22 protein-coding genes are annotated in these 22,229 nt (G+C 67.1%); 5 read left to right on the top strand and 17 right to left on the bottom strand.

Features of this window, described 5'->3' with window-relative positions; translation table 11 throughout:
* Positions 1-13 precede the first annotated feature (13 nt).
* A complete protein-coding gene (locus DTA15_RS15570; RefSeq protein ID WP_006484770.1) occupies positions 14-739 on the top strand; it encodes a maleate cis-trans isomerase family protein in 726 nt (241 codons plus the stop codon).
* 10 nt (positions 740-749) lie between these two features.
* Here the strand turns inward: DTA15_RS15570 and DTA15_RS15565 are convergent, their stop codons facing one another.
* Positions 750-1,247 carry a PIN domain-containing protein gene (locus DTA15_RS15565; RefSeq protein WP_012493518.1) on the bottom strand — a complete coding sequence of 166 codons (498 nt, stop codon included), beginning with the start codon at positions 1,245-1,247 and terminating at the stop codon, positions 750-752.
* Complete coding sequence (locus DTA15_RS15560) at positions 1,244-2,416, bottom strand: XRE family transcriptional regulator (protein WP_006484766.1); 1,173 nt, start codon at positions 2,414-2,416, stop codon at positions 1,244-1,246. Before DTA15_RS15560 ends, DTA15_RS15565 begins: the two co-directional genes overlap by 4 nt.
* Before the next feature lie 398 nt (positions 2,417-2,814).
* On the opposite strand from DTA15_RS15560, the gene DTA15_RS15555 reads away from it, so the two are divergent.
* Complete coding sequence (locus tag DTA15_RS15555; RefSeq protein WP_006484725.1) at positions 2,815-4,056, top strand: NAD(P)/FAD-dependent oxidoreductase; 1,242 nt, start codon at positions 2,815-2,817, stop codon at positions 4,054-4,056.
* Positions 4,057-4,106: 50 nt separating this feature from the next.
* Here DTA15_RS15555 and DTA15_RS15550 read toward each other — a convergent pair whose 3' ends face one another.
* The 10 genes from DTA15_RS15550 to DTA15_RS15505 all read right to left on the bottom strand — a co-directional run bounded on the left by DTA15_RS15550 (position 4,107) and on the right by DTA15_RS15505 (position 14,676).
* Positions 4,107-5,252: an alpha-hydroxy acid oxidase gene (locus tag DTA15_RS15550; protein ID WP_006484756.1), complete on the bottom strand. Its 1,146-nt coding sequence runs from the start codon at positions 5,250-5,252 to the stop codon at positions 4,107-4,109.
* Between the two features lie 182 nt (positions 5,253-5,434).
* Positions 5,435-6,202 (bottom strand): FadR/GntR family transcriptional regulator, encoded by a 768-nt coding sequence (locus DTA15_RS15545; RefSeq protein ID WP_006484716.1) that lies wholly within the window; start codon positions 6,200-6,202, stop codon positions 5,435-5,437.
* A 67-nt stretch (positions 6,203-6,269) separates the two neighbouring features.
* The gene (locus DTA15_RS15540; RefSeq protein WP_012493519.1) at positions 6,270-7,160 is read right to left on the bottom strand and encodes an L-fucono-1,5-lactonase; all 891 of its coding nucleotides are present in this window, start codon (positions 7,158-7,160) and stop codon (positions 6,270-6,272) included.
* 63 nt (positions 7,161-7,223) lie between these two features.
* Positions 7,224-8,165 carry an ABC transporter substrate-binding protein gene (locus tag DTA15_RS15535; RefSeq protein ID WP_006484743.1) on the bottom strand — a complete coding sequence of 314 codons (942 nt, stop codon included), beginning with the start codon at positions 8,163-8,165 and terminating at the stop codon, positions 7,224-7,226.
* 82 nt (positions 8,166-8,247) lie between these two features.
* On the bottom strand, positions 8,248-9,285 hold the full coding sequence (locus DTA15_RS15530; RefSeq protein ID WP_006484738.1) for an ABC transporter permease: 1,038 nt from the start codon (positions 9,283-9,285) through the stop codon (positions 8,248-8,250).
* 27 nt (positions 9,286-9,312) lie between these two features.
* A complete protein-coding gene (locus tag DTA15_RS15525; protein WP_006484748.1) occupies positions 9,313-10,851 on the bottom strand; it encodes a sugar ABC transporter ATP-binding protein in 1,539 nt (512 codons plus the stop codon).
* Positions 10,852-10,863: 12 nt separating this feature from the next.
* Positions 10,864-11,640: an SDR family oxidoreductase gene (locus DTA15_RS15520; protein WP_006484722.1), complete on the bottom strand. Its 777-nt coding sequence runs from the start codon at positions 11,638-11,640 to the stop codon at positions 10,864-10,866.
* A gap of 70 nt (positions 11,641-11,710) precedes the next feature.
* Entirely contained in the window at positions 11,711-12,988 is a 1,278-nt protein-coding gene (locus DTA15_RS15515; RefSeq protein WP_006484705.1) for an L-fuconate dehydratase, read from the bottom strand.
* A 23-nt stretch (positions 12,989-13,011) separates the two neighbouring features.
* The gene (locus DTA15_RS15510) at positions 13,012-13,854 is read right to left on the bottom strand and encodes an ureidoglycolate lyase (protein WP_006484749.1); all 843 of its coding nucleotides are present in this window, start codon (positions 13,852-13,854) and stop codon (positions 13,012-13,014) included.
* A gap of 57 nt (positions 13,855-13,911) precedes the next feature.
* On the bottom strand, positions 13,912-14,676 hold the full coding sequence (locus DTA15_RS15505; RefSeq protein ID WP_006484753.1) for an SDR family oxidoreductase: 765 nt from the start codon (positions 14,674-14,676) through the stop codon (positions 13,912-13,914).
* A 669-nt stretch (positions 14,677-15,345) separates the two neighbouring features.
* Here DTA15_RS15505 and DTA15_RS15500 point away from each other — a divergent pair.
* From DTA15_RS15500 to DTA15_RS15490, 3 genes are all read left to right on the top strand, one after another.
* A complete protein-coding gene (locus DTA15_RS15500) occupies positions 15,346-15,636 on the top strand; it encodes a DUF3331 domain-containing protein (RefSeq protein WP_006484717.1) in 291 nt (96 codons plus the stop codon).
* 161 nt (positions 15,637-15,797) lie between these two features.
* Positions 15,798-16,784: an oxidoreductase gene (locus tag DTA15_RS15495; protein ID WP_006484712.1), complete on the top strand. Its 987-nt coding sequence runs from the start codon at positions 15,798-15,800 to the stop codon at positions 16,782-16,784.
* A 214-nt stretch (positions 16,785-16,998) separates the two neighbouring features.
* A complete protein-coding gene (locus DTA15_RS15490; RefSeq protein WP_006484704.1) occupies positions 16,999-17,298 on the top strand; it encodes a DUF4148 domain-containing protein in 300 nt (99 codons plus the stop codon).
* A gap of 193 nt (positions 17,299-17,491) precedes the next feature.
* Here DTA15_RS15490 and DTA15_RS15485 read toward each other — a convergent pair whose 3' ends face one another.
* The 5 genes from DTA15_RS15485 to cdhC all read right to left on the bottom strand — a co-directional run bounded on the left by DTA15_RS15485 (position 17,492) and on the right by cdhC (position 22,208).
* Positions 17,492-18,697, bottom strand: coding sequence for a TauD/TfdA family dioxygenase (locus DTA15_RS15485; RefSeq protein ID WP_012493523.1), 1,206 nt, complete (start codon positions 18,695-18,697; stop codon positions 17,492-17,494).
* A gap of 23 nt (positions 18,698-18,720) precedes the next feature.
* Positions 18,721-19,677 (bottom strand): alpha/beta hydrolase, encoded by a 957-nt coding sequence (locus DTA15_RS15480; protein WP_006484746.1) that lies wholly within the window; start codon positions 19,675-19,677, stop codon positions 18,721-18,723.
* Positions 19,678-19,727: 50 nt separating this feature from the next.
* Positions 19,728-20,216, bottom strand: a complete 489-nt coding sequence (locus tag DTA15_RS15475) for a thioesterase family protein (RefSeq protein ID WP_006484742.1) — start codon at positions 20,214-20,216, stop codon at positions 19,728-19,730.
* Between the two features lie 3 nt (positions 20,217-20,219).
* On the bottom strand, positions 20,220-21,185 hold the full coding sequence (locus DTA15_RS15470) for an L-carnitine dehydrogenase (protein WP_006484739.1): 966 nt from the start codon (positions 21,183-21,185) through the stop codon (positions 20,220-20,222).
* 93 nt (positions 21,186-21,278) lie between these two features.
* Positions 21,279-22,208 (bottom strand): 3-dehydrocarnitine:acetyl-CoA trimethylamine transferase CdhC, encoded by a 930-nt coding sequence (gene cdhC, locus DTA15_RS15465; RefSeq protein ID WP_006484708.1) that lies wholly within the window; start codon positions 22,206-22,208, stop codon positions 21,279-21,281.
* Positions 22,209-22,229: the final 21 nt, after the last annotated feature.

Below are 22,229 nucleotides of genomic sequence, written 5' to 3'. Positions count from 1 at the left end.
CGGAGGCCATCCGATGAATCCGCGCATCCGCATCGGCATCCTGACGCCGTCGTCGAACACCGCGCTCGAGCCGCTGACGAGCGCGATCGTCGCCGGCCTGCCACACGTCAGCGTGCATTTCGCGCGCTTCACCGTGACCGAGATCGCGCTCAGCGCGGCCGCGCTCGACCAGTTCGACGCGGCGCACATCCTCGTCGCGGCGCGGCAGCTCGCCGACGCGCGCGTCGACGTGATCGGCTGGAGCGGCACGTCGGCCGGCTGGCTCGGCTTCGAACGCGATGCCGCGCTGTGCCGCGGCATCGAAAAAGCGACCGGCATCCCGGCGACGACGTCGGTGCTCGCGCTGAACGAGTTGCTCGAGCGCACCGGCGTGCGGCGGCTCGGCCTCGTCACGCCATATCTCGACGACGTGCAGCAACGGATCGTGCGTCAGTATGCGCAGCTCGGCATCGACTGCGTGGCCGAACGGCATCTCGGGCTGCGCGACAACGCCAGCTTCGCGGACGTGCCCGATACGCAGCTCGCGGCGTTGATGCGCAAGACGGCACAGGCGCGGCCGGATGCGGTGGCGACGTTCTGCACGAACCTGCATGCCGCGCATCTGGCCGGGCCGTTCGAACAGGCGACGGGCATCGCGGCTTACGACACGGTGTCGACGGTCGTGTGGAAGGCGTTGCGGATGGCCGGCGTCGATACGGGCGTGCTGGCGCGGTGGGGAAAGCTGTTCTCGATGAGTTGATGCTTGTCGGTCAGAACTGCCAATCCTGCTGATGCATGAATTCTTCGAGATCAATGCATGGGATTTCGAAATGCGCGCATACATTGGGTATCTTCGCTGCATGCGGTTTAGGCACAAGTCCGTCGCCCGCATGCAACCATCCCTCTTCCGTCACAACCGTCCCCAGACAGACCTTGGCGCACGCTATAACGAACGGATCAGCGACTGGCGTCCCTTTGAGTCGCTGCTGTTGACCGATAAGTGCCTGAAAATGTTTGATCTGCAAAATCGAAGCGACAAACCGCAATTCGTCCGCGCTCGGCGTCGTGAACAGTGATCGGTTGCCTTTCACCCACGTCAATACATCTGCACTGACAGCCTGTCGCTCGATCTCGTTCAACACTTCTCTAGTCGAAATCAATCGCCTCTGACCCACGAGCTTTTCGATGCCCTGCCAGATACTTCGGAACACACGCGGATAGAAATGTTGCAACGATCGAATGGAACTGGTGTCAAACACATAAATCATGCACCGGCCCCATGAAGAACATGCTCTTCGAATCCGGCAAAGCTTTTGGGTTTGATGCCGAGAAAGTCCGCGGCCTGCTCAAGCGTGATTTGATGCCGATAGTGGCGTCCGACGACCTCCCGAGCAAAGCGGTCACTCAGATATGCGCCTTGATTCGCATAGTAGCTTCCTCCCTTCGCCTCTCTCTGCTGCGCTGACCAGATCGTTGCCTTACGTTTGTAGAACGCCTGACTCACTCGTCCCTGGTCCAGCAATCGCCGCAGCACCGCCTCACGACTCACACCAAAATAGCTGGCCAGTTCGGCGAACATCTCGTCGGGCGCGGATTCAACGTCGGAGGGATGTCCTGCCACGAGGCGGTCGAAAGCCGATGGTGGAATCAGTACTTCCGCTGCTATGGCGTTGCAGAATCGCTCAATTTCCCGCTCCGCTTTCGGAAGCGCATCAATATAGCCGGAATCGAGCTTGCTCAACCCATTCATGCTCAGGAGCAAATGCGCCAGTTCGTGCAAAAGACTGAATATCTGACGCGTCTTCGTCGTACTGTTGTTGAGATAAATGATCGGGAATGCCTCGTCCATCAGGCAAAATCCCGAAATCTCGCGCTGCTTGAACGACGACTTGAAGACAAAGACACCAGCGTCTTCGATAGCCTTCCGCCACTGTTTGAGCGCGAGATCATCGTTACGCCACGAGGTCTGCTCATCGAGCGTGATACCCAGCAAGCGACGAACCTTGTCAGCTTGCGCCGATACAGGCTCCGACAACGAAAGCGCCAGGGATTTCCAGATCAACTTATCCGCAGGATTACGTCCGTTAAACACCTCTTTGAGCGATAGCTGGAATGCATGCGCTTGCCGGATCTGCAGATAGGTGTCGCGAGCAAGCGAGCGCATGTCCGTTTCCGGAAGCGTGCGAAACTCCCGCTGCGGAACCTTTTCCTCGGGCGGCGCCGGAAGAAAAAAAACTGCAAGCGGTCTCTTGAATACCTGATACGCGAGCTTCTCGAGTTGAGCGTATGTCGGCGCCCCGGCGCCCGTTTCCCAATCAGCCACTTCGCTCGGCGCTGCGCGAAGCATGGTCGCGACCTCGTCGATCGACAGTCCGACCGTTTCCCTCGCCCAACGCAACACCTCAGGCTGCACGCCTTCAACCGGTTCCCGTTTCATCCTTGTATCTCTATCGACTCAAGAGGCCCCAACCACCAGCATGATAGATGGGTGTCCCGCCCACGGCCGATGCGCTCAACGTCGGCGAAACGCAGGGGCCAGCGGCAATCCGGAGCGCCGCCATAGGCCCGTTCACGATTCCATTCTAAATCATGGAGTTACATGAATGGGGCGCAGTCGTCCAATGCCGTCGGACGGCCTCTGACCTTGGACTTTGCGTCCGAGCAAAATTCAGATTGTCGCAAATCGTGAAGTGCAGCCCAGCAGACCCCCAGTGATTTTGCGAATCGAATGACATCGCGAGTATCCTAATAACAAGCCGCACGGCGGCAGCTCGCGGTATTCGCTCCGACCACGATGTCGGCTCGCAACCTATATCAACCTCTCTCCCGTCATCGATGGATTTCGACGTCATCGTTCTCGGCGCCGGCATCGTCGGCGTCTCCGCCGCGCTGCACCTGCAGGATCGCGGGCGCAAGGTTGCGCTCGTCGATCGCGGCGCACCCGGCGAAGGCACGAGCTTCGGCAATGCCGGGCTGATCGAGCGCTCGTCGGTCGAACCGTACCCGTTCCCGCGCAGTCCGTTCACGCTGATGCGCTATGCGCTGAATCGCTCGACCGACCTCTACTGGCACAGCGCGTCGCTGCCCGCGTTCGCGCCGTGGCTCGCGCGGTTCTGGTGGGAATCGGCGCCGCTGCGTCACGCGGCGGCCTCGCGCGACATGCTGCCGCTGATCGAACGCTGCATCGTCGAACACGACGCGCTGATCGCCCGGGCCGGCGCCGGCGAACTGATTCGCGCGAACGGCTGGCTGGAAGCGTTCCGCACGCCGGCCGCATTCGAACGCGGCGTGGCCGAGGCCGGCCTCACCGCGCGCCGCCACGGGCTCGGCATCACGCCGCTCGACGCGGCCGCGCTGCTCGCGCATGAACCGAGCCTCGCGGCGGGCTTCTGCGGCGCGCTGCACTGGCTCGACCCGAAAAGCGTCGTCGATCCGTCCGCGCTCGTCAAAGCGTATGCGCAGCTGTTCGCGCAGGGCGGCGGCACGCTGCTGACGGGCGACGCCGCGAGCCTCGACGCGCTGTCACCCGGCTGGCAGGTGAAGACCGACGACGGCCCGGCGGCCGCGCCGGCCGTCGTCGTCGCGCTCGGCCCGTGGTCCGACACGGTGTTCGGCAAGTTCGGCTACAAGATTCCGCTGCGCGAGAAGCGCGGCTATCACATGCACTACGCGCCGTCCGCGCGCGGCGTGCCGTCGGCGCCGATCGTCGATCGCGAATACGGTTATGTGATCGCGCCGATGCGGCGCGGGTTGCGGCTGACGACCGGCGTCGAGATTGCGCGGCGCGGGCTTCCGCCAACGGGCGTGCAGCTCGAACGCGCGGAACGCGTCGCGCGGCCGGTGTTCGGGTTCGGCGAGCGGCTCGACCCGCATCCGTGGCTCGGCTTCCGGCCGTGCACGCCCGACATGCGCCCGGTGATCGGCCCCGCGCCCGCGCATCGCGGGCTGTGGTTCGCGTTCGGCCACAACCATCACGGCCTGACGCTCGGCCCCGTCACCGGCCGCCTGCTCGCCGAGATGATGACCGGCGAGGCGCCGTTCACCGATCCGGCGCCGTATCGCGCGGATCGCTTCTGAGCAGGCGATCCCCCGACGCGCCGCCCCGAATGGCGTCGAATCCGGCGTCGTCAGCGAAAGCGCAGCTGATCTCGCCCGAGCTGCGCAACGGACGCGCAGCCCATCAGCCGCATGTCCCGTTCGATCTCCGCCCGCATCAGTTGCAACGCGCGCTCGACGCCGGGCTGCCCGGCGGCGGCGAGCGGGAACAGGTAATAGCGTCCCAGCCCGACGGCCTTCGCCCCCAACGCCAGCGCCTTCAGTACGTGCGAACCGCGCTGCACGCCGCCATCCATCATCACGTCGATCCGGTCGCCCACCGCGTCGACGATCTCGGCAAGCTGATCGAACGCCGCGCGCGAACCGTCCAGCTGCCGTCCGCCGTGGTTCGACAACACGATGCCGGTACAGCCGATGTCCACCGCCCGGCGGGCATCGTCGACCGACATCACGCCTTTCAGGCAAAACTGCCCGTTCCACTCCCGCACCATCGCGGCGACGTCGTCCCATGACATCGACGGATCCAGCATGTCCGTGAAGTAGCGGCTGATCGACATCGCGCCGCCGCCCATGTCGACATGCCGGTCGAGTTGCGGCAAACGGAACCGCTCGTGGGTCAGATAGTTGATGGCCCAGGCCGGCTTCAACGCGAACTCGGTCAGCCCCGCGAGAGTCAGCCGGAATGGAATCGAAAAACCGGTGCGCTTGTCGCGCTCGCGATTGCCGCCGGTAATGCTGTCCACCGTCAGCATCATCACGTTCACGCCGGCGTCCCTCGAGCGGTTCATCATCTCGCGATTGAGGCCGCGATCCTTGTGAAAGTAGAACTGGTAGACCTGCGGGCCCTGGCTGATCGCACGCGCTTCTTCCAGGCTCACGGTGCCGAGCGACGACACGCCGAACATCGTGTCGAATTTCGCGGCCGCGGCGGCGACCGCGCGCTCGCCGTCATGATGAAACAGGCGTTGCAGCGCCGTCGGCGAACAATAGACCGGCATGCCGAGCTTCTGCCCCATGACCGTCACCGACAGGTCGACATCACGCACGCCGCGCAACACGTTCGGCACCAGATCGCAGCGTTCGAACGCACGCGTGTTGCGTCGATACGTGGCTTCATCGTCGGCCGCACCGTCGATGTAGTTGAAGATCGGTCCCGGCAACCGCCGCCTGGCGAGTTCGCGGAAGTCGTGGAAATTGTGGCAATCGTTCACGCGCATTCGTCACACTCCATTCGGCGCGCGAGCGGCGTGCCGGTCGACCGGCGCGCGTCGCTCGCAGCGCAGCGTTCGTTCTGTCCCGACGGCCGGTGCGCTCGCACGGTGCGGACGCCGCATCGACACCCGGAAGGGTCCGCGTCGCGTGCGCCGCTTCCCGACATGCAGGAAATCGATTCGTGCGCTCAGTCGAGCGCGCGGCCGAAGATGCGGATCACTTCGTCGAGATGCTCGGCCATCGCGCGGCGCGCGGCGTCCGGGTCGCGCGCGCGGATCGCGTCGAGGATCGCGCGATGCTCGAGCTCGGACCGGTGCGGCATGTCGTTCGGCATGTACAGCGACTGCAGCCGCTGGAACATCAGATCGTACTTGTGCGCGAGCAACTGCTTGATCATCAGCGCATACGCGGGGTTGTCGCTCGCTTCCGCGATGCGGATGTGGAACAGCCGGTCGCCCGGGTGCGTGAGCGAGCCGCTGCGGTTGTCGTCCTGGTTGCGCAGGAACGCTTCGTGAATCCCTTCGATCTGCGCGTCCGAGCCATGCTTCGCGGCCAGCGACGCGGCTTCCGGCTCGATCAGCCGGCGCGCCTGCAGCAGCGCGAACGGCGGGATTTCGGTATCGAGGTCGAGCGCGATGCCGAGTTCGGGATCGATCTCGACGATCGAGAACGGCGCGACCTTCGCGTCGGGCGCCGGCGCGGGTTCGGGCACGGCAGCCGCTTCCGGGTGGCGCACCTTCACGCCGTCGCCGACGCGCACGCTGACGAGCCCGTTCACTTCGAGCGCGATCAGTGCCTCGCGCACCGACGTGCGCGACACGCCGAAGCGTTCGGCCAGTTCGCGCTCGGGCGGCAGATAGCTGCCCGGCGGGAAATCGCCGGACTCGATCATCGCGCTGAGCTTGTCGGCGATCTGCTGGTAGAGGCGGCGGTTCTGAATCGGCTGGATGGACATACGTTGACGCTGGTAATCGGTTTCGTTCCGGACGGTCTGACGAATCGGCAGACCGCTCGCGCCTATTTTATATGCCGCGCTTCATGTCGCCCGGCACCGCGTAGCAACGCGCGGCCGTGCCGCCCCACAACGCGTCGCGCTCGGCCGCCGACAGCCGCGATTCGGCCCACCGCTCGACGAGCGACGCCACTTCGTCATACGACGCCGCGAGCAGGCACACGGGCCAGTCCGAGCCGAACATCAGCCGCTGCGGGCCGAACGCGTCGAGCGCCGCGTCGAGGCACTGTTCGACATGCCGGATATCCTGTCCGCGCAGACCGCGCCGCCAGTCGGCCTCGGTCACGAGCCCCGACAGCTTGCACACGACGTGCGGCAGCGCGCCCAGCTCGCGCAGCGCCGCACGCCAGCGCGGAAATGCCGTGTCGTCGCGCTCGAACGCGGCGAGCGCCGGCTTGCCGCAATGATCGAGCACGAGCCAGTGCGCGTCGTGCCGCGCGCAGAACGCACGCACGTCCGGCAACTGGCGCTCGAACACGAGCACGTCGTACACGTAACCGTTCGCCTGCAGCCACGCGACACCGCGATTGAAGCCGGGATCGGCGACGAACGCGCCGACGTCGGCTTCGTCCTGCACCTGGTGACGAAAGCCGCGCAGCTTCGGGCTGCGCCACTCGGCGACACGGTCGGCCAGCGCCGGCGCGCCGAGATCCTCCCAGCCGACCACCGCCGCGATGCGTGCGTCGTCGCGCGCGAGGTCGAGCAGGAATGCCGTCTCGTCGCGCCCGGCGCGCGCCTGCACCGCGATCGACGCGCCGAGCGCCTGCGCATGCATCTGCGGCCACAGCGCGTCGGGCAGGTAGTCGCGCGCGAGCACGCCCATGCCGGGGCCGATCCACGGATAGTCGGCCGCGCGATAACGCCAGAAGTGCTGATGCGAATCGATACGCACTGCGCCCATGATGCCCTCGTGTTCAATCGCCGCGGCGGCGACGGCCCGCATCGTCGCCACCATTCGCCACGTTCAGTCGTACAACACCGCCGTGATCTTCGGATCGTCGATATTGGTCTTGTCGTACCAGTAGAACCCGGTATCGATGACCTTCGGCAGCTTCTCGCCCTTGATCGCCTTCACGGCCGCCTCGACGGTCTTGTAGCCGATCCCGATCGGGTTCTGCGTGATCGCGCCGGCCATCAGCCCGCTGCGGATCGCGTCCTTCTGCTGCTTGCCGGAATCGTAGCCGATGATCACGACCTTGCGCTTCATCTCGCGCACGCCGTTGACCACGCCGATCGCCGAGCCTTCGTTGGTGCCGAACAGGCCCTTGAGCTTCGGATACGCCTGCAGGATCGACTTCGTCACCTCGGTCGACTTAAGCTGGTCGCCCTCGCCGTACTGCACGGTCACGACCTGTACCTTCGGATGCGCGGACTTCATCCGTTCGAGGAAGCCGTCGCGGCGGTCGATGCCGGTGCGGCTCGTCTGGTCGTGCGCGACCACGGCCACCTCGCCTTCGTCGCCGATCAGCGCGGCGAGCTTGTCGGCGGCGAGCGCGGCGGCCGCCTTGTTGTTGGTCGCGGCCGTCGTCACCGGAATGTCGCTGTCCACGCCCGAGTCGAACGCGATCACCGGAATCTTCTCGGCCTGCGCCTTCTTCAGGAGCGGCAGCGCGGCCTTGCTGTCGAGCGCCGCGAAGCCGAGCGCGGCCGGTTTCTTCGCGATCGCGGCCGACAGCATGTCGATCTGCTTGTCGACCATCGCCTCGGTTTCCGGCCCTTCGAACGTCACCTTCACCTTGTAGTCCTTCGCCGCCTGCATCGCGCCCGATTTCACGGCCTGCCAGAACTGATGCTGGAAGCCTTTCGAGATCAGCGGGATGTAGGTTTCCTGCGCCTGCGCGCCGGCCGTGACGCCGACGGCGAACGTCAGCCCGACGATCGCGTTCAACACCTTGCTCCTGATCACTTCGCGTCTCCTTGGTTGGTATCGACTGAAATGCCGGCCCGGCCGGCGGTGAAGCCCGTTCGTGCTTGCGCCCGTACCTGCGTCAGCGGCGCCGCCGGCGCAGGATGTCCACGTAGACGGCGAGGATGATGATCACGCCCGTCACGACCGTCTGCCATTCCTGCGCGACCGACATGATGCGCAGGCCGTTGGTCAGCACGCTCATGATGAACGCGCCGATGATGGTGCCGACGATGCTGCCCGCGCCGCCCGACAGCGACGTGCCGCCGATCACGACGGCCGCGATCGCATCGAGCTCGTAGCCCTGCCCGAGCGCCGGCTGCGCGGAGTTCAGCCGCGACGCGATCAGCAGGCCGGCGATCCCGCACACCGCGCCGCTGAACGTGTAGACGGCGATCTTCCACGCGTCGACGTTCACGCCGGACAGCCTGAGCGCCTCCTCGTTGCTGCCGAGCGCGAACGTGTAGCGGCCGAAGATGGTGCGGTTCAGCACGATCGACGCGCCGATCGCGACGAGGAACAGGATCAGCACCGCGTTCGGGATCGGCAGCGCGGGAATCAGGTTGCCGATCAGCGAATCCTGCGCGATCGACGTGAAGCCCGGCGTGTCGTTGAAGTAGATCGGCCGCGTGCCGGAGATCACGAGCGACAACCCCTTGAGCAACATCATCATGCCGAGCGTCGCGATGAACGGCGGCACCTTCATCTTCGCGATCACGATGCCCGACACGCAGCCCGACAGCGCGCCGAAGCCCAGCGCCGCCAGAATCCCGAGCGGCAGCGGCATGCCCCATTTCGTCAGCACGACGCCGGCCATCACCGCGCAGAACGTCATCAGCGTGCCGACCGACAGGTCGATGCCGGACGTGATGATCACGTACGTACAGGCGACGGCCAGCACGCCGTTCACGGCGGTGGCTTGCAGGATCGACACGAGGTTGTCGACTTCGAGGAAGTTCGACGACGCGAAGCTGAAGAACACGATCAGCAGCACGAGGCTCGCGAACGCGAGCAGCTTCTGCCGCGCGGCCGGGTTGAAGAAGCGCGATTTCAGGCTCGCTGCAGCGGCCGGCGTGTCGCCGGTGGCCAGGGACGGAACGGGATGCGTATCGTTGGACATGATCGGGTAGGCGTCTGAGCGTCTGATTCAGGACAATACGGTCGACTCGCGCTGCGTCGCGAGCTGCATGATCTTTTCCTGCGTGGCGTCGGCCGCGCGCAATTCGCCGGTCACGCGGCCTTCGCACATCACGAGGATCCGGTGGCTCATGCGCAGCACCTCGGGCAGCTCCGACGAGATCATCACGATCGCCTTGCCGTCGGCGGCCAGCGCGTCGAGCAGCTTGTAGATCTCGCTTTTCGCGCCGACGTCGATGCCGCGCGTCGGTTCGTCGAAGAACAGGATGTCGCAGTCGCGCAGCAGCCACTTCGCGATCACGATCTTCTGCTGGTTGCCGCCCGACAAGAGCCGCGCGGGCTGCGCGACCGACGGCGTGCGGATCGCGAGCTGGCGCACATACGACTGCGCGGCCTCGCGCATCCCGCGCGCATCGAGGAACATGCCGCGGCGCACGAAGCGGCGCATGCTCGACAGCGCGATGTTGTTCTGCACGTCCATCCCGACCGCGAGCCCGAAGTGCTTGCGATCCTCGGACAGGTAGCCAATGCCGAACTTCACGGCGTCGGCCGGCGTGCGGATCGTCACGGCCCTGCCGTGCACGCGGATCTCGCCCGCATCGACCGGATCCGCGCCGAACACCGCGCGCGCGACCTCGGTGCGGCCCGCGCCCATCAGCCCGGCGAAGCCGAGGATCTCGCCGCGCCGCAGCGTGAAGCCGACGTCGCGGATCGCGCGGCCGCGCGACAGCCCGCGCACTTCGAGCGCGATCTCGTTCGCGGACGTATCGGGCGGCGTGCGGGTTTGCGCATCGAGCTGGCGGCCGACCATCATCGAGATGATCGTGTCCATCGACGTGTCCGCCATCGGCACGGTCGCGACGTACTTGCCGTCGCGCATCACGGTCACGCGATCGGCGATCTGGCGCAGCTCGTCCATCTTGTGCGAGATGTAGATGATGCCGACGCCGTTCGCGCGCAGGTCGCGGATGATGCGGAACAGCTCGGCGATCTCCGCGTTGTTCAGCGCGGCGGTCGGCTCGTCCATGATCAGCACGCGCGAGTCGAACGACAGCGCCTTCGCGATCTCGACCATCTGCTGCTTCGCGACCGTCAGCCGGCCGACCGGCGTGCGCGGATCGAGATCGAGCCGCATCCGCTGGAAGATCGCGGCAGCGTCCCGGTTCAGCCTGTCTTCGTCGACGAACACGCCGAAGCGGCCGCGCGGCTCGCGGCCGATGAAGATGTTCTGTGCGACGCTCAGGTGATTCATCAGGTTCAGTTCCTGATGGATGATGCCGATGCCGAGCGCCTGCGCGGCACGCGGGTCGGCGATCTCCACCGGGCGGCCGTCCATCCGGATCTCGCCCGCGTCGCGCTGGTAGACGCCCGCGAGTATCTTCATCAGCGTCGACTTGCCGGCGCCGTTCTCGCCCATCAGCGCATGCACTTCACCCGCATGCAGGTCGAAACGGCAATCGTCGAGCGCCTGCACGCCCGGAAAGCGCTTGCCGATGCCGGTCAGCGCGATCAGCGGCGGCGGGGTGTTCGGGGTCGGGTCGGGTTGCATGGAACGCGGCCCTCAACTGATCGCACGATCGAGATGCGTGTAGCCGCCATCGACGAACAGCCACTGGCCCGTCGTGTGCGATGCGCGATCCGACAGCAGGAACACGGCCGTATCGGCGATCTCGTCGGCCGTCGTGAAGCGCCGGCCGAGCGGCACCTTGCCGGCAATTTCCGCGACTTTCGCCTCCGGATCGTCGAAACCGGCGATCCAGTTCTGGTAGAGCGGCGTCATCACCTCGGCGGGAATCACCGCGTTCACGCGCACGCCGTCGTCGCGCAACGCGACCGCCCATTCACGTGTCAGCGCGAGCTGCGCGCCCTTCGACGCGCAATAGCCGCTCGTGTTGCCCTGCCCGGTCACGGCCGTCTTCGACGAAATATTGACGATCGCGCCGCGCGCCGCCTTCAGGTGCGGCACGCAGTAGTGCGCCATCACGTAGTAATGGATCAGGTTGCGTTCGAGCGACGCGACGAACGCATCGCGTCCGGCGTCGAGCCCGATGCTGTCGTTGACGCCCGCGTTGTTGACGAGGCCGTCGAGGCGGCCGAAGCGCGCGACGGTCTGCGCGACGGCGTCGCGGCACTGCGCGTCGTCCTGCAGTTCGACGCTCATGCACGCCGCGCGCGGCTGCTTGCGCGCGAGTTCGCGCCAGAATGCGTCGTCGGGCGCGTGGCGCGCGAACACCACCGGTATCGCGCCCTCGCCGGCCAGCCGCGTCGAGATCGCGGCGCCGATACCCGACGCGCCGCCGGTCACGATCACGACCTTGTCTTGCAGATTCAAATCCACTTCGCGTCTCCGTCGTTCATGTTGTCGCCGCGCACGACGCGCGCGGCGCGCCGTCGCGCGTCGCCCCGCGTCAGCCGCGGAACCGGTATTGCTCCAGCGATTCGGGCTTCATCTCGATCGAGAAACCGGGCGCCGTCGGCGGCATGTACGCCGCGCCGCGCACCACGCACGGTTCGACGAAATGCTCGTGCAGGTGGTCGACGTACTCGGTCACGCGCCCTTCCTTCGTGCCGGAAATGCACACGTAATCGATCATCGACAGGTGCTGCACGTACTCGCACAGCCCGACGCCGCCCGCATGCGGACACACCGGCAGCCCGTACTTCGCGGCCATCAGCATCACCGCGAGAATCTCGTTCACGCCGCCGAGCCGGCACGCGTCGATCTGCACGACGTCGATCGCGCCGCGCGCGATGAACTGCTTGAACAGCACGCGGTTCTGGCACATCTCGCCGGTCGCGACCTGCACCGGCGCGATCGCCTTGCGGATCTTGCGATGCCCTTCGACGTCGTCGGGGCTCGTCGGCTCCTCGATGAACCACGGCCGCGCGAACGCGAGCTCGCGCACCCAGTCGATCGCCTCGTCGACTTCCCACACCTGGTTCGCGTCGATCATCAGCTTGCGGTCGGGGCCGATCACCTCGCGCGCGATCGTCACGCGGCGGATGTCGTCCTCGAGGTTCCCGCCGACTTTCAGCTTCACGTGGTCGAAGCCTTCTTCCACCGCCTCGCGGCACAGCCGGCGCAGCTTGTCGTCGCTGTAGCCGAGCCAGCCGGCCGACGTCGTGTAGCACGGGTAGCCGTCGCGCTCGAGCGCGGCGATCCGCGCGGCCTTGCCGGGCGCCTGCCGGCGCAGCAGCTCGAGCGCTTCGTCCGGGCTCAGGCAGTCGGTCAGGTAGCGGAAGTCGATCGCCCGCACCAGCTCCTCCGGACTCATGTCGGCGACGAGCCGCCACAGCGGCTTGCCGACGGCCTTCGCCCACAAATCCCACACCGCATTGACGACGGCGCCCGTCGCCAGGTGGATCGCGCCCTTGTCGGGGCCGATCCAGCGCAACTGGCTGTCCGACGTGACGTGCCGCCAGAAACGGCCCATGTCCTCGCGGATCCAGTCGAGGTCCAGGCCGACGACGAGGTGACGCATCGCGTCGATCGCCGCACAGCAGATTTCGTTGCCGCGCCCGATGGTGAACGTGAGCCCGTGACCTTCGAGCCCGTCGTGGTCGGTTTCGAGCACGACGTAGGCCGCCGAATAATCGGGGTCCGGATTCATCGCGTCGGAGCCGTCGAGCTGGCGCGAGGTCGGAAAGCGCACGTCGAGGACGCGCATCGATCGAATGATAGGCATGACGAACCGTCCGTTAAAGGGAATCAGGCCTGCACGGTGCGCTGGCGTTGCTCGCCGAGCCCGTCGATGCCGAGCGTGATCACTTGTCCGGCGCGCAGGTAGACGGGCGGCTTCTGCCCGAGGCCGACGCCCGGCGGCGTGCCGGTCGAGATCACGTCGCCCGGCTGCAAGCTCATGAAGCGGCTCAGGTAGCTGATCAGGTGCGGCACGCGGAACACCATCGTCGCGGTCGAGCCGTTCTGGTAGCGGTGGCCGTCCACGTCCAGCCACAGCCGCAGCGCGTGCGGATCGGGCACTTCGTCGGCCGTCACGAGCCAGGGCCCGAGCGGGCCGAACGTGTCGTTGCCCTTGCCCTTGTCCCACGTGCCGCCGCGTTCGAGCTGGTATTCGCGCTCCGACACGTCGTTCACGACGCAGTAACCGGCGACGTGCGACAGCGCATCGGCTTCGTCGATATAGCGGCCGCCCTGGCCGATCACCACGCCGAGCTCGACTTCCCAGTCGGTCTTCTCGGAGCCGCGCGGGATTTCGACGTCGTCGTTCGGGCCGGAGATCGCGCTCGTCCACTTGCCGAACACGACGGGCTCCTTCGGCACCTCCATCCCCGATTCGGCCGCGTGATCCGAGTAGTTGAGCCCGATGCAGATGAACTTGCCGACGCGGCCGACGCACGCGCCGAGCCGCGGCGTGCCTTCGACGAGCGGCAGCGACGACGGCGGGATGTCGCGCAGCCGCGCGAGCGACGCGGGCGTCAGCGCGTCGCCGGCGATGTCGTCGATCACGCCGGACAGATCGCGAATGTGGCCCTGCGCATCCAGCAGGCCCGGTTTTTCATGGTGTTTGTCGCCAAATCTCAGCAGTTTCATATCGTCGTCCGAACGGAAACGGAAAGTGAATGGAAAGGGGCGGTCAGTTTGATACGGTCAGTTTGACCAGCCGCCGTCGATCAGGTGAATCGTGCCGGTGGTAAACGACGCTTCGTCGGACGCCAGGTACAGCGCGAGCGCGGCCACTTCGTCCGCGGTGCCGATGCGGCCGATCGGCTGGCGCGCGACGAACGCCTGGCGCACCTCGTCGGTCGACACGTGGCGCGTGCGCGCCTGGTCGGCGATCCGCTGCTCGAGCGACGGCGATTCGATCGTGCCCGGGCAGATCGCGTTGCAGCGGATGCCCCGCTCGACGAAATCGGCGGCCACCGCCTTGGTCAGCCCGATCACGGCCGCCTTGGTGGTGCCGTACACGAAGCGGTTCGGCACGCCCTTCACGCTCGACGCGGCCGACGCCATGTTGACGATCGACGCGCCGCCGGCTTCGAGCATCGCGGGCAGCAGCGCGCGGATCAGCCGGTACATCGACGTGACGTTCAGGTTCAGCGAGAACGCCCACGCGTCGTCGTCGCAGTCGAGGATCGAGCCGTGGTGCACGTAGCCCGCGCAGTTGAACAGCACGTCGAATGCGCGTTCGCTCGCGGCGAGCGCGGCCACCTCGTTCGCGTCGGTGACGTCGAGCCGCCGCGTGACCAGCCGTCCGCCCGCGCGCTCGGCGTCGGCTTCGAGCCGCACCAGCGCGGCTTCGTTGATGTCGGTCGCCAGCACGTCGGCGCCCTCGCGCGCGAACCGCAGCGCGGTCGCACGGCCGATGCCCTGCCCGGCCGCCGTCACCAGCGCGCGTTTGCCCTGCAATCTCATGAGCACTCTCCGAAAAAGCCGGCCGCCAGTCGGCCGATTGGCACAAAGGACTAAAGGTCCAACCAATCATAGGAACGGATCCCGCGTTTGTCACGAAATCGGAATTCAGTATTTACCCGGGGCTGGCGAACCCGTCCGGCGGATAAGGATTCGGCGTGAGAGGCGCGTCGAGGCCTCGCTTGGGCGATCCGCGCAAAGCCAATACGGGCGGGCCTTTGCGCCGATTCTTCGGCGCCGTTCGGCACGGCGAGCGGCGCAACCTGACAAAAAAGTCATGTTCGCGTCAGGGTGTCAACGGGTGGCGCACGCCATCATGGCGTTGCCGGACCGCGCTTCCGGTACATCGCCTCCCCGCCCGCGCAGGATCCCTGCGGGCACCCTCCGTCCTCCGGCGATGTATCCCGTGACTGGGCGAGCAGACACGGCGCGCGGGCCGATTTTCCGCCCCGGACGTCCCCGTCCGGGGCTTTTTGTCCTTGGTTTTTCAAGAAAATAAGCGTGGATTGTTTCTAAATCGGCAAAAGGTAATTTGAGCCAGACAGGATGTTTTTTCCGGTCACAGACGCTTACATTTAGCGCACCACTCATGGAAACCCCTACGGATTCCCCCTTGGGTAGTGACACCCCACTGCCATGGCCGAACCCGCACGGGCTTTAGGAAACGGCAAAATGAAGGCCTCCAAATCCCTGCCTGCGCTCGATCCCGCCGACGTCCACGTCGAAATCCTCGAACGTTCCGATACGCTGCTCGTCGTCCGCTGGGTCGAACCCGGCCGCTGTCACTACGGCGAACAGCGCTGGCGCCGCCGCTTCGCGCAGCGCACCGGCACCTGCGCGCTGTCGCGCCAGGTCATCCATCGCGGCGACGAAGTGTTCCGCCCGGCCGAGCGCCCGGCCCCCGCGAACGCCGCCGCCATGATCTCCGCCGCCGAAGTGCTCGCGCTGGCCGGCAGCAGGTAACACCTGCCGGCCGCGCGCCGGGCTCGCGGCGCCACGCGCCAGCCCTAGAAGCGCCGGTCTAGTTCCCCCGCTTGTCTGCTCCGTCCGCCCGCACTATCGTTACACCACTCAATGTAACGATTACGTGCCGCGGCCGACCGGCTGCGCCAATGGAGGCAGACATGCATGCATGGAGCGCGCGCCACGTCCCGGCGCAAGGCGGCAAGATCGCGGTCGTGACCGGCGCCAACAGCGGTCTCGGCTGGCAGCTCGCGGAAACGCTGGCCGCGAAAGGCGCGACGGTCGTGATGGGCTGCCGCGACGCCGCACGCGGCGCGCAGGCGGCCGACGCGATCCGCCGGCTTCATCCTCATGCCCGCGTCGAAGTCGATCCGCTCGATCTCGCCGATCTCGCGTCGATCGCCCGCTTCGCCGCCGACGTCGGCGAACGCCACGGCCGCGTCGACATCCTCTGCAACAACGCCGGTGTGATGTTCCTGCCGCTGCGGCACACGCGCGACGGCTTCGAGATGCAATTCGGCACCAACCACCTCGGCCATTTCGCGCTGACCGGCCAGTTGCTGCCGGCGCTACGCGCCGCGCGCCGGGCGCGCGTCGTCACGATGTCGAGCGGCTTCAACCGCGGCGGCCGGATTCGTGTCGACGACCTGCGCGCCACGCAGCGCTACAACCGTTATCTCGCCTACTGCGACAGCAAGCTCGCGAACCTCGTGTTCGCGATCGAGTTGCAGCGCCGTTTCGAGCGCGCGGCGTTCGCCGGCATCAGCGTCGCCGCACACCCCGGCTACGCGGCGACCAACCTGCAGTTCGCGGGCCCGGCGATGGACAGTTCCCCGGCCCGCGCCGCGCTGATGCGTGCCGCGAACCGTTATCTCGCGCAGCCGGCCGACCAAGGCGCGCTGCCCGCGATCCATGCGGCAACGTCGCCCGATCTGGCGGGCGGCGCGTACATCGGCCCGTCCGGCTGGTTCGAGTCGCGCGGGCTGCCGGCGCCGGCGAGCGTACCGCGCGCGGCACGCAACGTGGCGTCGGCGGCATTGCTGTGGGAGGCCTCGGAAGCCGCGACGGGCGTGCGCTTCCTCAGCGCCGGGGCGCCCGCCGCACGCGCGCCGGGCCGGCCGTTCGATGCGGCGGCCGAAGCACGCTGAACCGCCCGCGCGCGATCTCGATATTCTTCATACTTATTACGGCAACCGAAAAGAAAGCCCGTTGAAAGACTGATTCGGCGCTCCACTGTTACCAGACAGGAAACAATCTATCGTCAAAATCAGCGTTTACCCTGAACCGCCCGGTGACTAAGATTTGATCAATCGCTCAAGACATGGTGTCGAGAGCGAACTCAATAAAACACCGGAGGTCACCATGAAATCGCTCGTTTCCGCAGTCGTTGCCGCTGCCGCCCTGTCCGCTTCGTTCGGCGCATTCGCCCAAAGCACCGTGACGCGCGCTCAAGTGCGCAACGAACTGGTCCAGCTCGAAAAGGCCGGCTACAAGCCGGGTCTGTCGAGCCCGTACTACCCGAACGACATCCAGAGCGCCGAAGCGCGCGTTCATGGCGCCGACACCAGCGGCTACGGCGCGCAACCGGCTCCGCTCGTCCACTCGGGCGCACCGGCTGCCGCGTCGTCGAACGCACGCGACTCGATCTTCTTCGGCCAGTAAGCCGACGCGCCCCCGGCGGGCGCCGCGCGTCGCGCGCTGAAGTCAAGCAGTCCGGACGAGCCCCCTTCGCGGGGCTCGTCTTTTTTGTGAAACGCATACCTCCGCCGCCCGGCAGCGGGTGGCTTCGCCCGGACGCCTGGCGTCCGGGTGCTTTTTCCCGAACAGGTGTGCGAGAAGGCGCCGTGCGTGTCAGTCAGCGCGCCGCGGCCGCAGCCCCGGCCGGCGCCGATCGCGACAGCACGCGCCACCGCGACAGCAACTCGTCGCGATCGACGTAACAGCCCTGCAAGTGCCGGCGGCCCGTCGACGGGTCGAACTCGGTGCGCGCGTGCAGCACGCGCCGGTTGTCGAACGCCCACATGTCGCCTGCCCGCAACCGGCGCTGCACGCGAAAACGCGGCTCGCGCGCCAGCGCGAGGAACCGCCGATACGCACGATAGACGGCCGTCACCGCGCCGGCCGGCGCATCGAGCGGGCCGCGCAGGAAATTCGCGACACGCACTTCCGTCACATGGCCGCGCGCGTCGAGCCCGATCACCGGCGCCGAACAGCGGTAGTCGCTGTTCGCGCTCTTGTTCCAGAACTCGAACGGCGTCGATGCGAGCCGCTCGAAATCGTCCGGATGTTCGCGCCGCAACGCATCCGCGAGCGCGAAGCCATCGAGGAAAATGCTGTCGCCGCCCGTCGCGTCGTTCGCGAGGCAGTGCAGGAACTGCACGCCCGGCTGCAATTCGCGCGTCGGCAGATCGGTGTGCGGCGGAAGATTCAGCGACGTATACGCATTGCTGTCCGGGCGCGGCTTCGATTCGACGTCGAACAGCACGCCGAAATTGCTTTCGCGGATCAGGCCGACGCGGCGCGCGATCTCGTCGACACGGCCGCGCTCGGCCGGCACGCCTTCGACGAGCGTCAACCCCGTGCGCTGCAACGCGCCGAGCCATGCCAGCAACGCGCGGTCGTCCTCCATCACGTCGCGCCACGCGAACACGCCGATCGCCGTCGCATCGTCGCCGGTCCATACGTGCCGCCGATGCGCGGCCAGACGCTCCGCGCGCGATGCGTCGTCGTACGCGTGCGCACGCAACCAGCCCGGCGACCACGCACTGCGGTGCCCGTCGTTCCATTCCACATGCAGCGCGCCATCGGTTTCGACGTGCACGGTGAGCGCGGACAGATCCTCGCGCGCATCGGCGATCTCGAACACCTGTTCGCGCGTGATCGCGTGCACGCACGCGGAACACGCGCAGTTGTCGCGCAGCCAGTCGAAATGGAACGGCGAGCGTCGCGCGTCGCTCCACTCGACGTCCACCGCGCCATCGCCGATCGTCGCCGCCGCGATGGCCGCGTCGGCCGAAAACGTCCGCCAGTCCTCGATACGGTGTTGCACCGCTGCCTGCATCGTTGCCTCCCCGAAAACGCCCGCTACGCGTGTGGTGCGAGCAAGAACCCGCCGACCATCCGGTGCATCCGTGCGGCCTGCGGGCTCGTTCCGAGCGCGCGCCAGCAGCCATGCACCAGCCCCTCTCCCATCCAGCCGTGCGCGACCCCGCCGGCCGCGCGAATCCGCTCGACGTACACGCGCGCATCGTCGCGCAGCGGATCGTGCTCGGCGCCGATCGCGAGCACCGGCGGCAAGCCGTCGAAGCGTGTGGCTTCGAGCGGCACCGACGCGCGCAGCAGCGGGTCATCGTTCAGCAGCACGGCCGACAGGTCGCCGTTCCAGTACAGCGCGCGGTAGCGATGCACGTCGTCGAGCGTCAGCATCGGCGCGTGCGCTTCCGTTTCGCGCGCGGGCGATTGCGGTTCGAAACCGAGCATCGGATAGACGAGCGCGATGCCGTCCACGTTGCGTTCGCCCGCATCGCGCAGCGCGGTCGCCACCGCCGCCGCGAGCATCCCGCCCGCGCTGTCGCCCGCGAGCGTCAGCGGATGCGCGCACGGCCCGAACGGCCAGCGCGCATCGCGTGCGGCGCGCGTGACTTCCATGCAATCGTCGAGCGCGGCCGGCGCGCGGTGTTCGGGCGCCAGCCGATAGTCGACGGCGATCACGTCGAGGCCGGTATCGGCCGCCAGTTGCGCGGTGATCAGCGCATGACTGTCGAGCGAGCCGACGACGAAACCGCCGCCATGAAAAAACAACACCGTGCCGCGTGGCGTGCCGTGCGCGGACGTATAGCGCCGCAGCGCGATCGGGCGGCCGTCCGGCGCGTGCCACACGGCGTCCCGCCGCACGATGCCGGCCGGCAGCGCGGCCGGCGTCCATTCGGCCGCGAAGCGGTCGTAGAGGCGGCGCTGCTCGTCGGGCGAGCGCGCCGCCGCATCGGCCGGATACCACGCGTCGACGGCCGCGACGAACGCCGCGATTTCCGGTTCGAGCATCGTGTGCGCTCCGCGATCGAGGATGACGATGGAAAAGATGACGCGCGTTGCTAGCGCCGCGGCGGCAACCCGATCACGCGGCCCGCATAAGCAGGCGCCGCGCAATCGCGCTGCAATGCGTGCAGTTCGGCCACGCGCGCGGCCACGTCGTCGTCGAACGGCGCCGACTTCGCACCGCCGCGCGTATCGACGTGCAGCAGCATCTGCTCGCTCGCCGATACCGCGTCGTCATGCCCGTCGGCGAACAGTTCGAGATACAGATGCAGCCGCTTCGCGTCGTGCGCCAGCACGCGCGCATCGACGCGCACCGGCGTGCCTTCCTTGATCTCGTGCAGGTAGTTCACGTGCGCTTCGAGCGTATAGACCGAGCGGCCCCGCTCGCGACGCGCGGCGTCGTCGAGGCCGATGCGATCCAGCAGCGCATCGGTCGCGAAGCTGAAGATCAGCAGATAGAACGCATCGCGCAGGTGGCCGTTGTAGTCGACCCATTCGGGCCGCACCACGTCGCGGTAAATCGTCAGCGGGGTATCGCCCGTCATCGTCTAGTCCTCGAATCGCATCCCGTGCCGCGCCTTCACCGCGGCGATCGATTTCAGCACCTCGGTGATGCACTCGTCACGATAGCGTTCGAGCTCCTTGATGCTGCGCGTGCCCTGCTGTTCGGTCGTGCCTTCGACGACGCTGTCGATCAGCGCGTCGGTCAACGTCGGCGCGACCAGCTTCGTCCACGGCAGTTCGAGCGCGGGGCCGAATTGCTGCATGAAGTGTCGCATGCCCGCGTCGCCGCCGGCCAGCGTGTAGGTGAGGAACGTGCCCATGAACGACCAGCGGATGCCCGCGCCGAAGCGGATCGCATCGTCGATCTCGCCGGTGGTCGCGACGCCTTCGTTGACGAGATGCAGCGCCTCGCGCCACAACGCTTCGAGCAAACGATCCGCGATGAAGCCCGGCACTTCCTTGCGCACGTGCAGCGGCCGCATGCCGAGCTTGCGATAGATCTCCATCGCGCCTTCGACCGCTTCCGGCGACGTGCGCGCGCCGCCGAGCACCTCGACGAGCGGCAGCAGGTACACGGGGTTGAACGGGTGGCCGACCACGCAGCGCTCCGGATGCGTCGCCCGCGCGTAGAAATCGGTCGGCAACAGCCCCGACGTCGACGACGCGATGATCGCGTCGGGCTTCGCCGCGCGGCTGATCTGCTCGTGCAGTTCGAGCTTCAGCGCTTCGCGCTCGGGCGCGCTTTCCTGGATGAAATCGGCATCGGCGACGCACGCCTCGATCGTCGACACGAACCGCAACCGCGCGGGATCGGCGCCCGGTGCGAGGCCGACGCGTTCGAGCGCGGGCCACGCGTTCGCGACGTTCGCGCGCAGCCGCGCTTCGGCGCCCGGCGCCGGGTCCCACACGACCACGTCGAGACCGTGCGCGAGCGCGCGGGAAATCCATCCGCTGCCGATCACGCCGGTGCCGATGGCGGCAAACGTCTTGATGTCGGTCTTCACAGCCATGTCAACGCATCCTTCAAATCAGGGGAAATCGGGGGGCGGCCGCGCGGGGACGCACGCCGCCATGTCATTCAGTCGGCGAGACGGTGAAACGGCTCACGCGAATTCGGCAACCGCACGGCGTTCGAGCAGTCGCTCGCCGCGCGCCGGCAGGCCGAGCTTGCGGCGGCCCTCGGCCGGCGTCAGCACGCGGCCGCCGAGGCGTTCGACGATCTCGCGGGCGCGTTCGACGAGCGTGCCGTTGGTCGCATGCACGCCGCGGTCGAGCCAGATGTTGTCTTCGAGGCCCACGCGCACGTGGCCGCCGAGCAGCATCGCCTGCGCGACCATCGGCATCTGCATGCGGCCGATCCCGAAGCCGGCCCAGTGCGCGCCCGGCGGCAGGTTGTCGACCATCGCCTTCATCGTGCCCGTGTCGGCCGGCGCGCCCCACGGAATGCCGAGGCACAGCTGGAACAGCGGCGGATCGTCGAGCAGCCCTTCCTTCAGCAGCTGCTTCGCGAACCACAGATGGCCCGTATCGAAGATCTCCAGTTCCGGCTTCACGCCGAGTTCCTGGATGCGTTTCGCGCCGGCGCGCAACTGCGCGGGCGTCGACACGTAGATGTAGTCGCCGTCGCCGAAATTCAGCGTGCCGCAGTCGAGCGTGCAGATCTCGGGCAGCAGCTCCTCGACGTGCGCCAGGCGCGTGAGGCCGCCGACCAGGTCGGTCCCCTTGCCGAAGCGCATCGGGTCCTCGCCCGGGCCGATCTCGAGATCGCCGCCCATCCCGGCCGTCAGGTTGATGATCACGTCGACGTCGGCCGAGCGGATGCGGTCGACCACCTCGCGATACAGGTTCGGGTCGCGGCTGCCGCGCCCCGTCTGCGGATCGCGCACGTGGCAGTGGGCGACCGTCGCGCCGGCCTTCGCGGCTTCGATCGCGGCGGCCGCGATCTCCTTCGGCGTGACCGGAATCGCCGGATGCTTGCCGACCGTATCGCCCGCGCCCGTGACGGCGCAGGTGATGATGACTTCGTGGTTCATGCTGGATGCCTCGCTTGATTC

Origin of the sequence: Burkholderia cenocepacia, from assembly GCF_900446215.1 — a bacterium.
Taxonomy (GTDB): Bacteria; Pseudomonadota; Gammaproteobacteria; order Burkholderiales; family Burkholderiaceae; genus Burkholderia; species Burkholderia cenocepacia.
Note: the sequence above shows the minus strand (reverse complement) of the source record. Positions and strands in the feature narration are given on the sequence as shown.

What these genes read in the sequence shown, in the direction of transcription:
- DTA15_RS15570 (WP_006484770.1), top strand. Translation starts at nt 14, where the DNA reads ATGAATCCGCGCATCCGCATCGGCATCCTGACGCCGTCGTCGAACACC.
- DTA15_RS15565 (WP_012493518.1), bottom strand. Translation starts at nt 1,247, where the DNA reads ATGATTTATGTGTTTGACACCAGTTCCATTCGATCGTTGCAACATTTC.
- DTA15_RS15560 (WP_006484766.1), bottom strand. Translation starts at nt 2,416, where the DNA reads ATGAAACGGGAACCGGTTGAAGGCGTGCAGCCTGAGGTGTTGCGTTGG.
- DTA15_RS15555 (WP_006484725.1), top strand. Translation starts at nt 2,815, where the DNA reads ATGGATTTCGACGTCATCGTTCTCGGCGCCGGCATCGTCGGCGTCTCC.
- DTA15_RS15550 (WP_006484756.1), bottom strand. Translation starts at nt 5,252, where the DNA reads ATGCGCGTGAACGATTGCCACAATTTCCACGACTTCCGCGAACTCGCC.
- DTA15_RS15545 (WP_006484716.1), bottom strand. Translation starts at nt 6,202, where the DNA reads ATGTCCATCCAGCCGATTCAGAACCGCCGCCTCTACCAGCAGATCGCC.
- DTA15_RS15540 (WP_012493519.1), bottom strand. Translation starts at nt 7,160, where the DNA reads ATGGGCGCAGTGCGTATCGATTCGCATCAGCACTTCTGGCGTTATCGC.
- DTA15_RS15530 (WP_006484738.1), bottom strand. Translation starts at nt 9,285, where the DNA reads ATGTCCAACGATACGCATCCCGTTCCGTCCCTGGCCACCGGCGACACG.
- DTA15_RS15525 (WP_006484748.1), bottom strand. Translation starts at nt 10,851, where the DNA reads ATGCAACCCGACCCGACCCCGAACACCCCGCCGCCGCTGATCGCGCTG.
- DTA15_RS15515 (WP_006484705.1), bottom strand. Translation starts at nt 12,988, where the DNA reads ATGCCTATCATTCGATCGATGCGCGTCCTCGACGTGCGCTTTCCGACC.
- DTA15_RS15510 (WP_006484749.1), bottom strand. Translation starts at nt 13,854, where the DNA reads ATGAAACTGCTGAGATTTGGCGACAAACACCATGAAAAACCGGGCCTG.
- DTA15_RS15505 (WP_006484753.1), bottom strand. Translation starts at nt 14,676, where the DNA reads ATGAGATTGCAGGGCAAACGCGCGCTGGTGACGGCGGCCGGGCAGGGC.
- DTA15_RS15500 (WP_006484717.1), top strand. Translation starts at nt 15,346, where the DNA reads ATGAAGGCCTCCAAATCCCTGCCTGCGCTCGATCCCGCCGACGTCCAC.
- DTA15_RS15495 (WP_006484712.1), top strand. Translation starts at nt 15,798, where the DNA reads ATGCATGCATGGAGCGCGCGCCACGTCCCGGCGCAAGGCGGCAAGATC.
- DTA15_RS15490 (WP_006484704.1), top strand. Translation starts at nt 16,999, where the DNA reads ATGAAATCGCTCGTTTCCGCAGTCGTTGCCGCTGCCGCCCTGTCCGCT.
- DTA15_RS15485 (WP_012493523.1), bottom strand. Translation starts at nt 18,697, where the DNA reads ATGCAGGCAGCGGTGCAACACCGTATCGAGGACTGGCGGACGTTTTCG.
- DTA15_RS15480 (WP_006484746.1), bottom strand. Translation starts at nt 19,677, where the DNA reads ATGCTCGAACCGGAAATCGCGGCGTTCGTCGCGGCCGTCGACGCGTGG.
- DTA15_RS15475 (WP_006484742.1), bottom strand. Translation starts at nt 20,216, where the DNA reads ATGACGGGCGATACCCCGCTGACGATTTACCGCGACGTGGTGCGGCCC.
- DTA15_RS15470 (WP_006484739.1), bottom strand. Translation starts at nt 21,185, where the DNA reads ATGGCTGTGAAGACCGACATCAAGACGTTTGCCGCCATCGGCACCGGC.
- cdhC (WP_006484708.1), bottom strand. Translation starts at nt 22,208, where the DNA reads ATGAACCACGAAGTCATCATCACCTGCGCCGTCACGGGCGCGGGCGAT.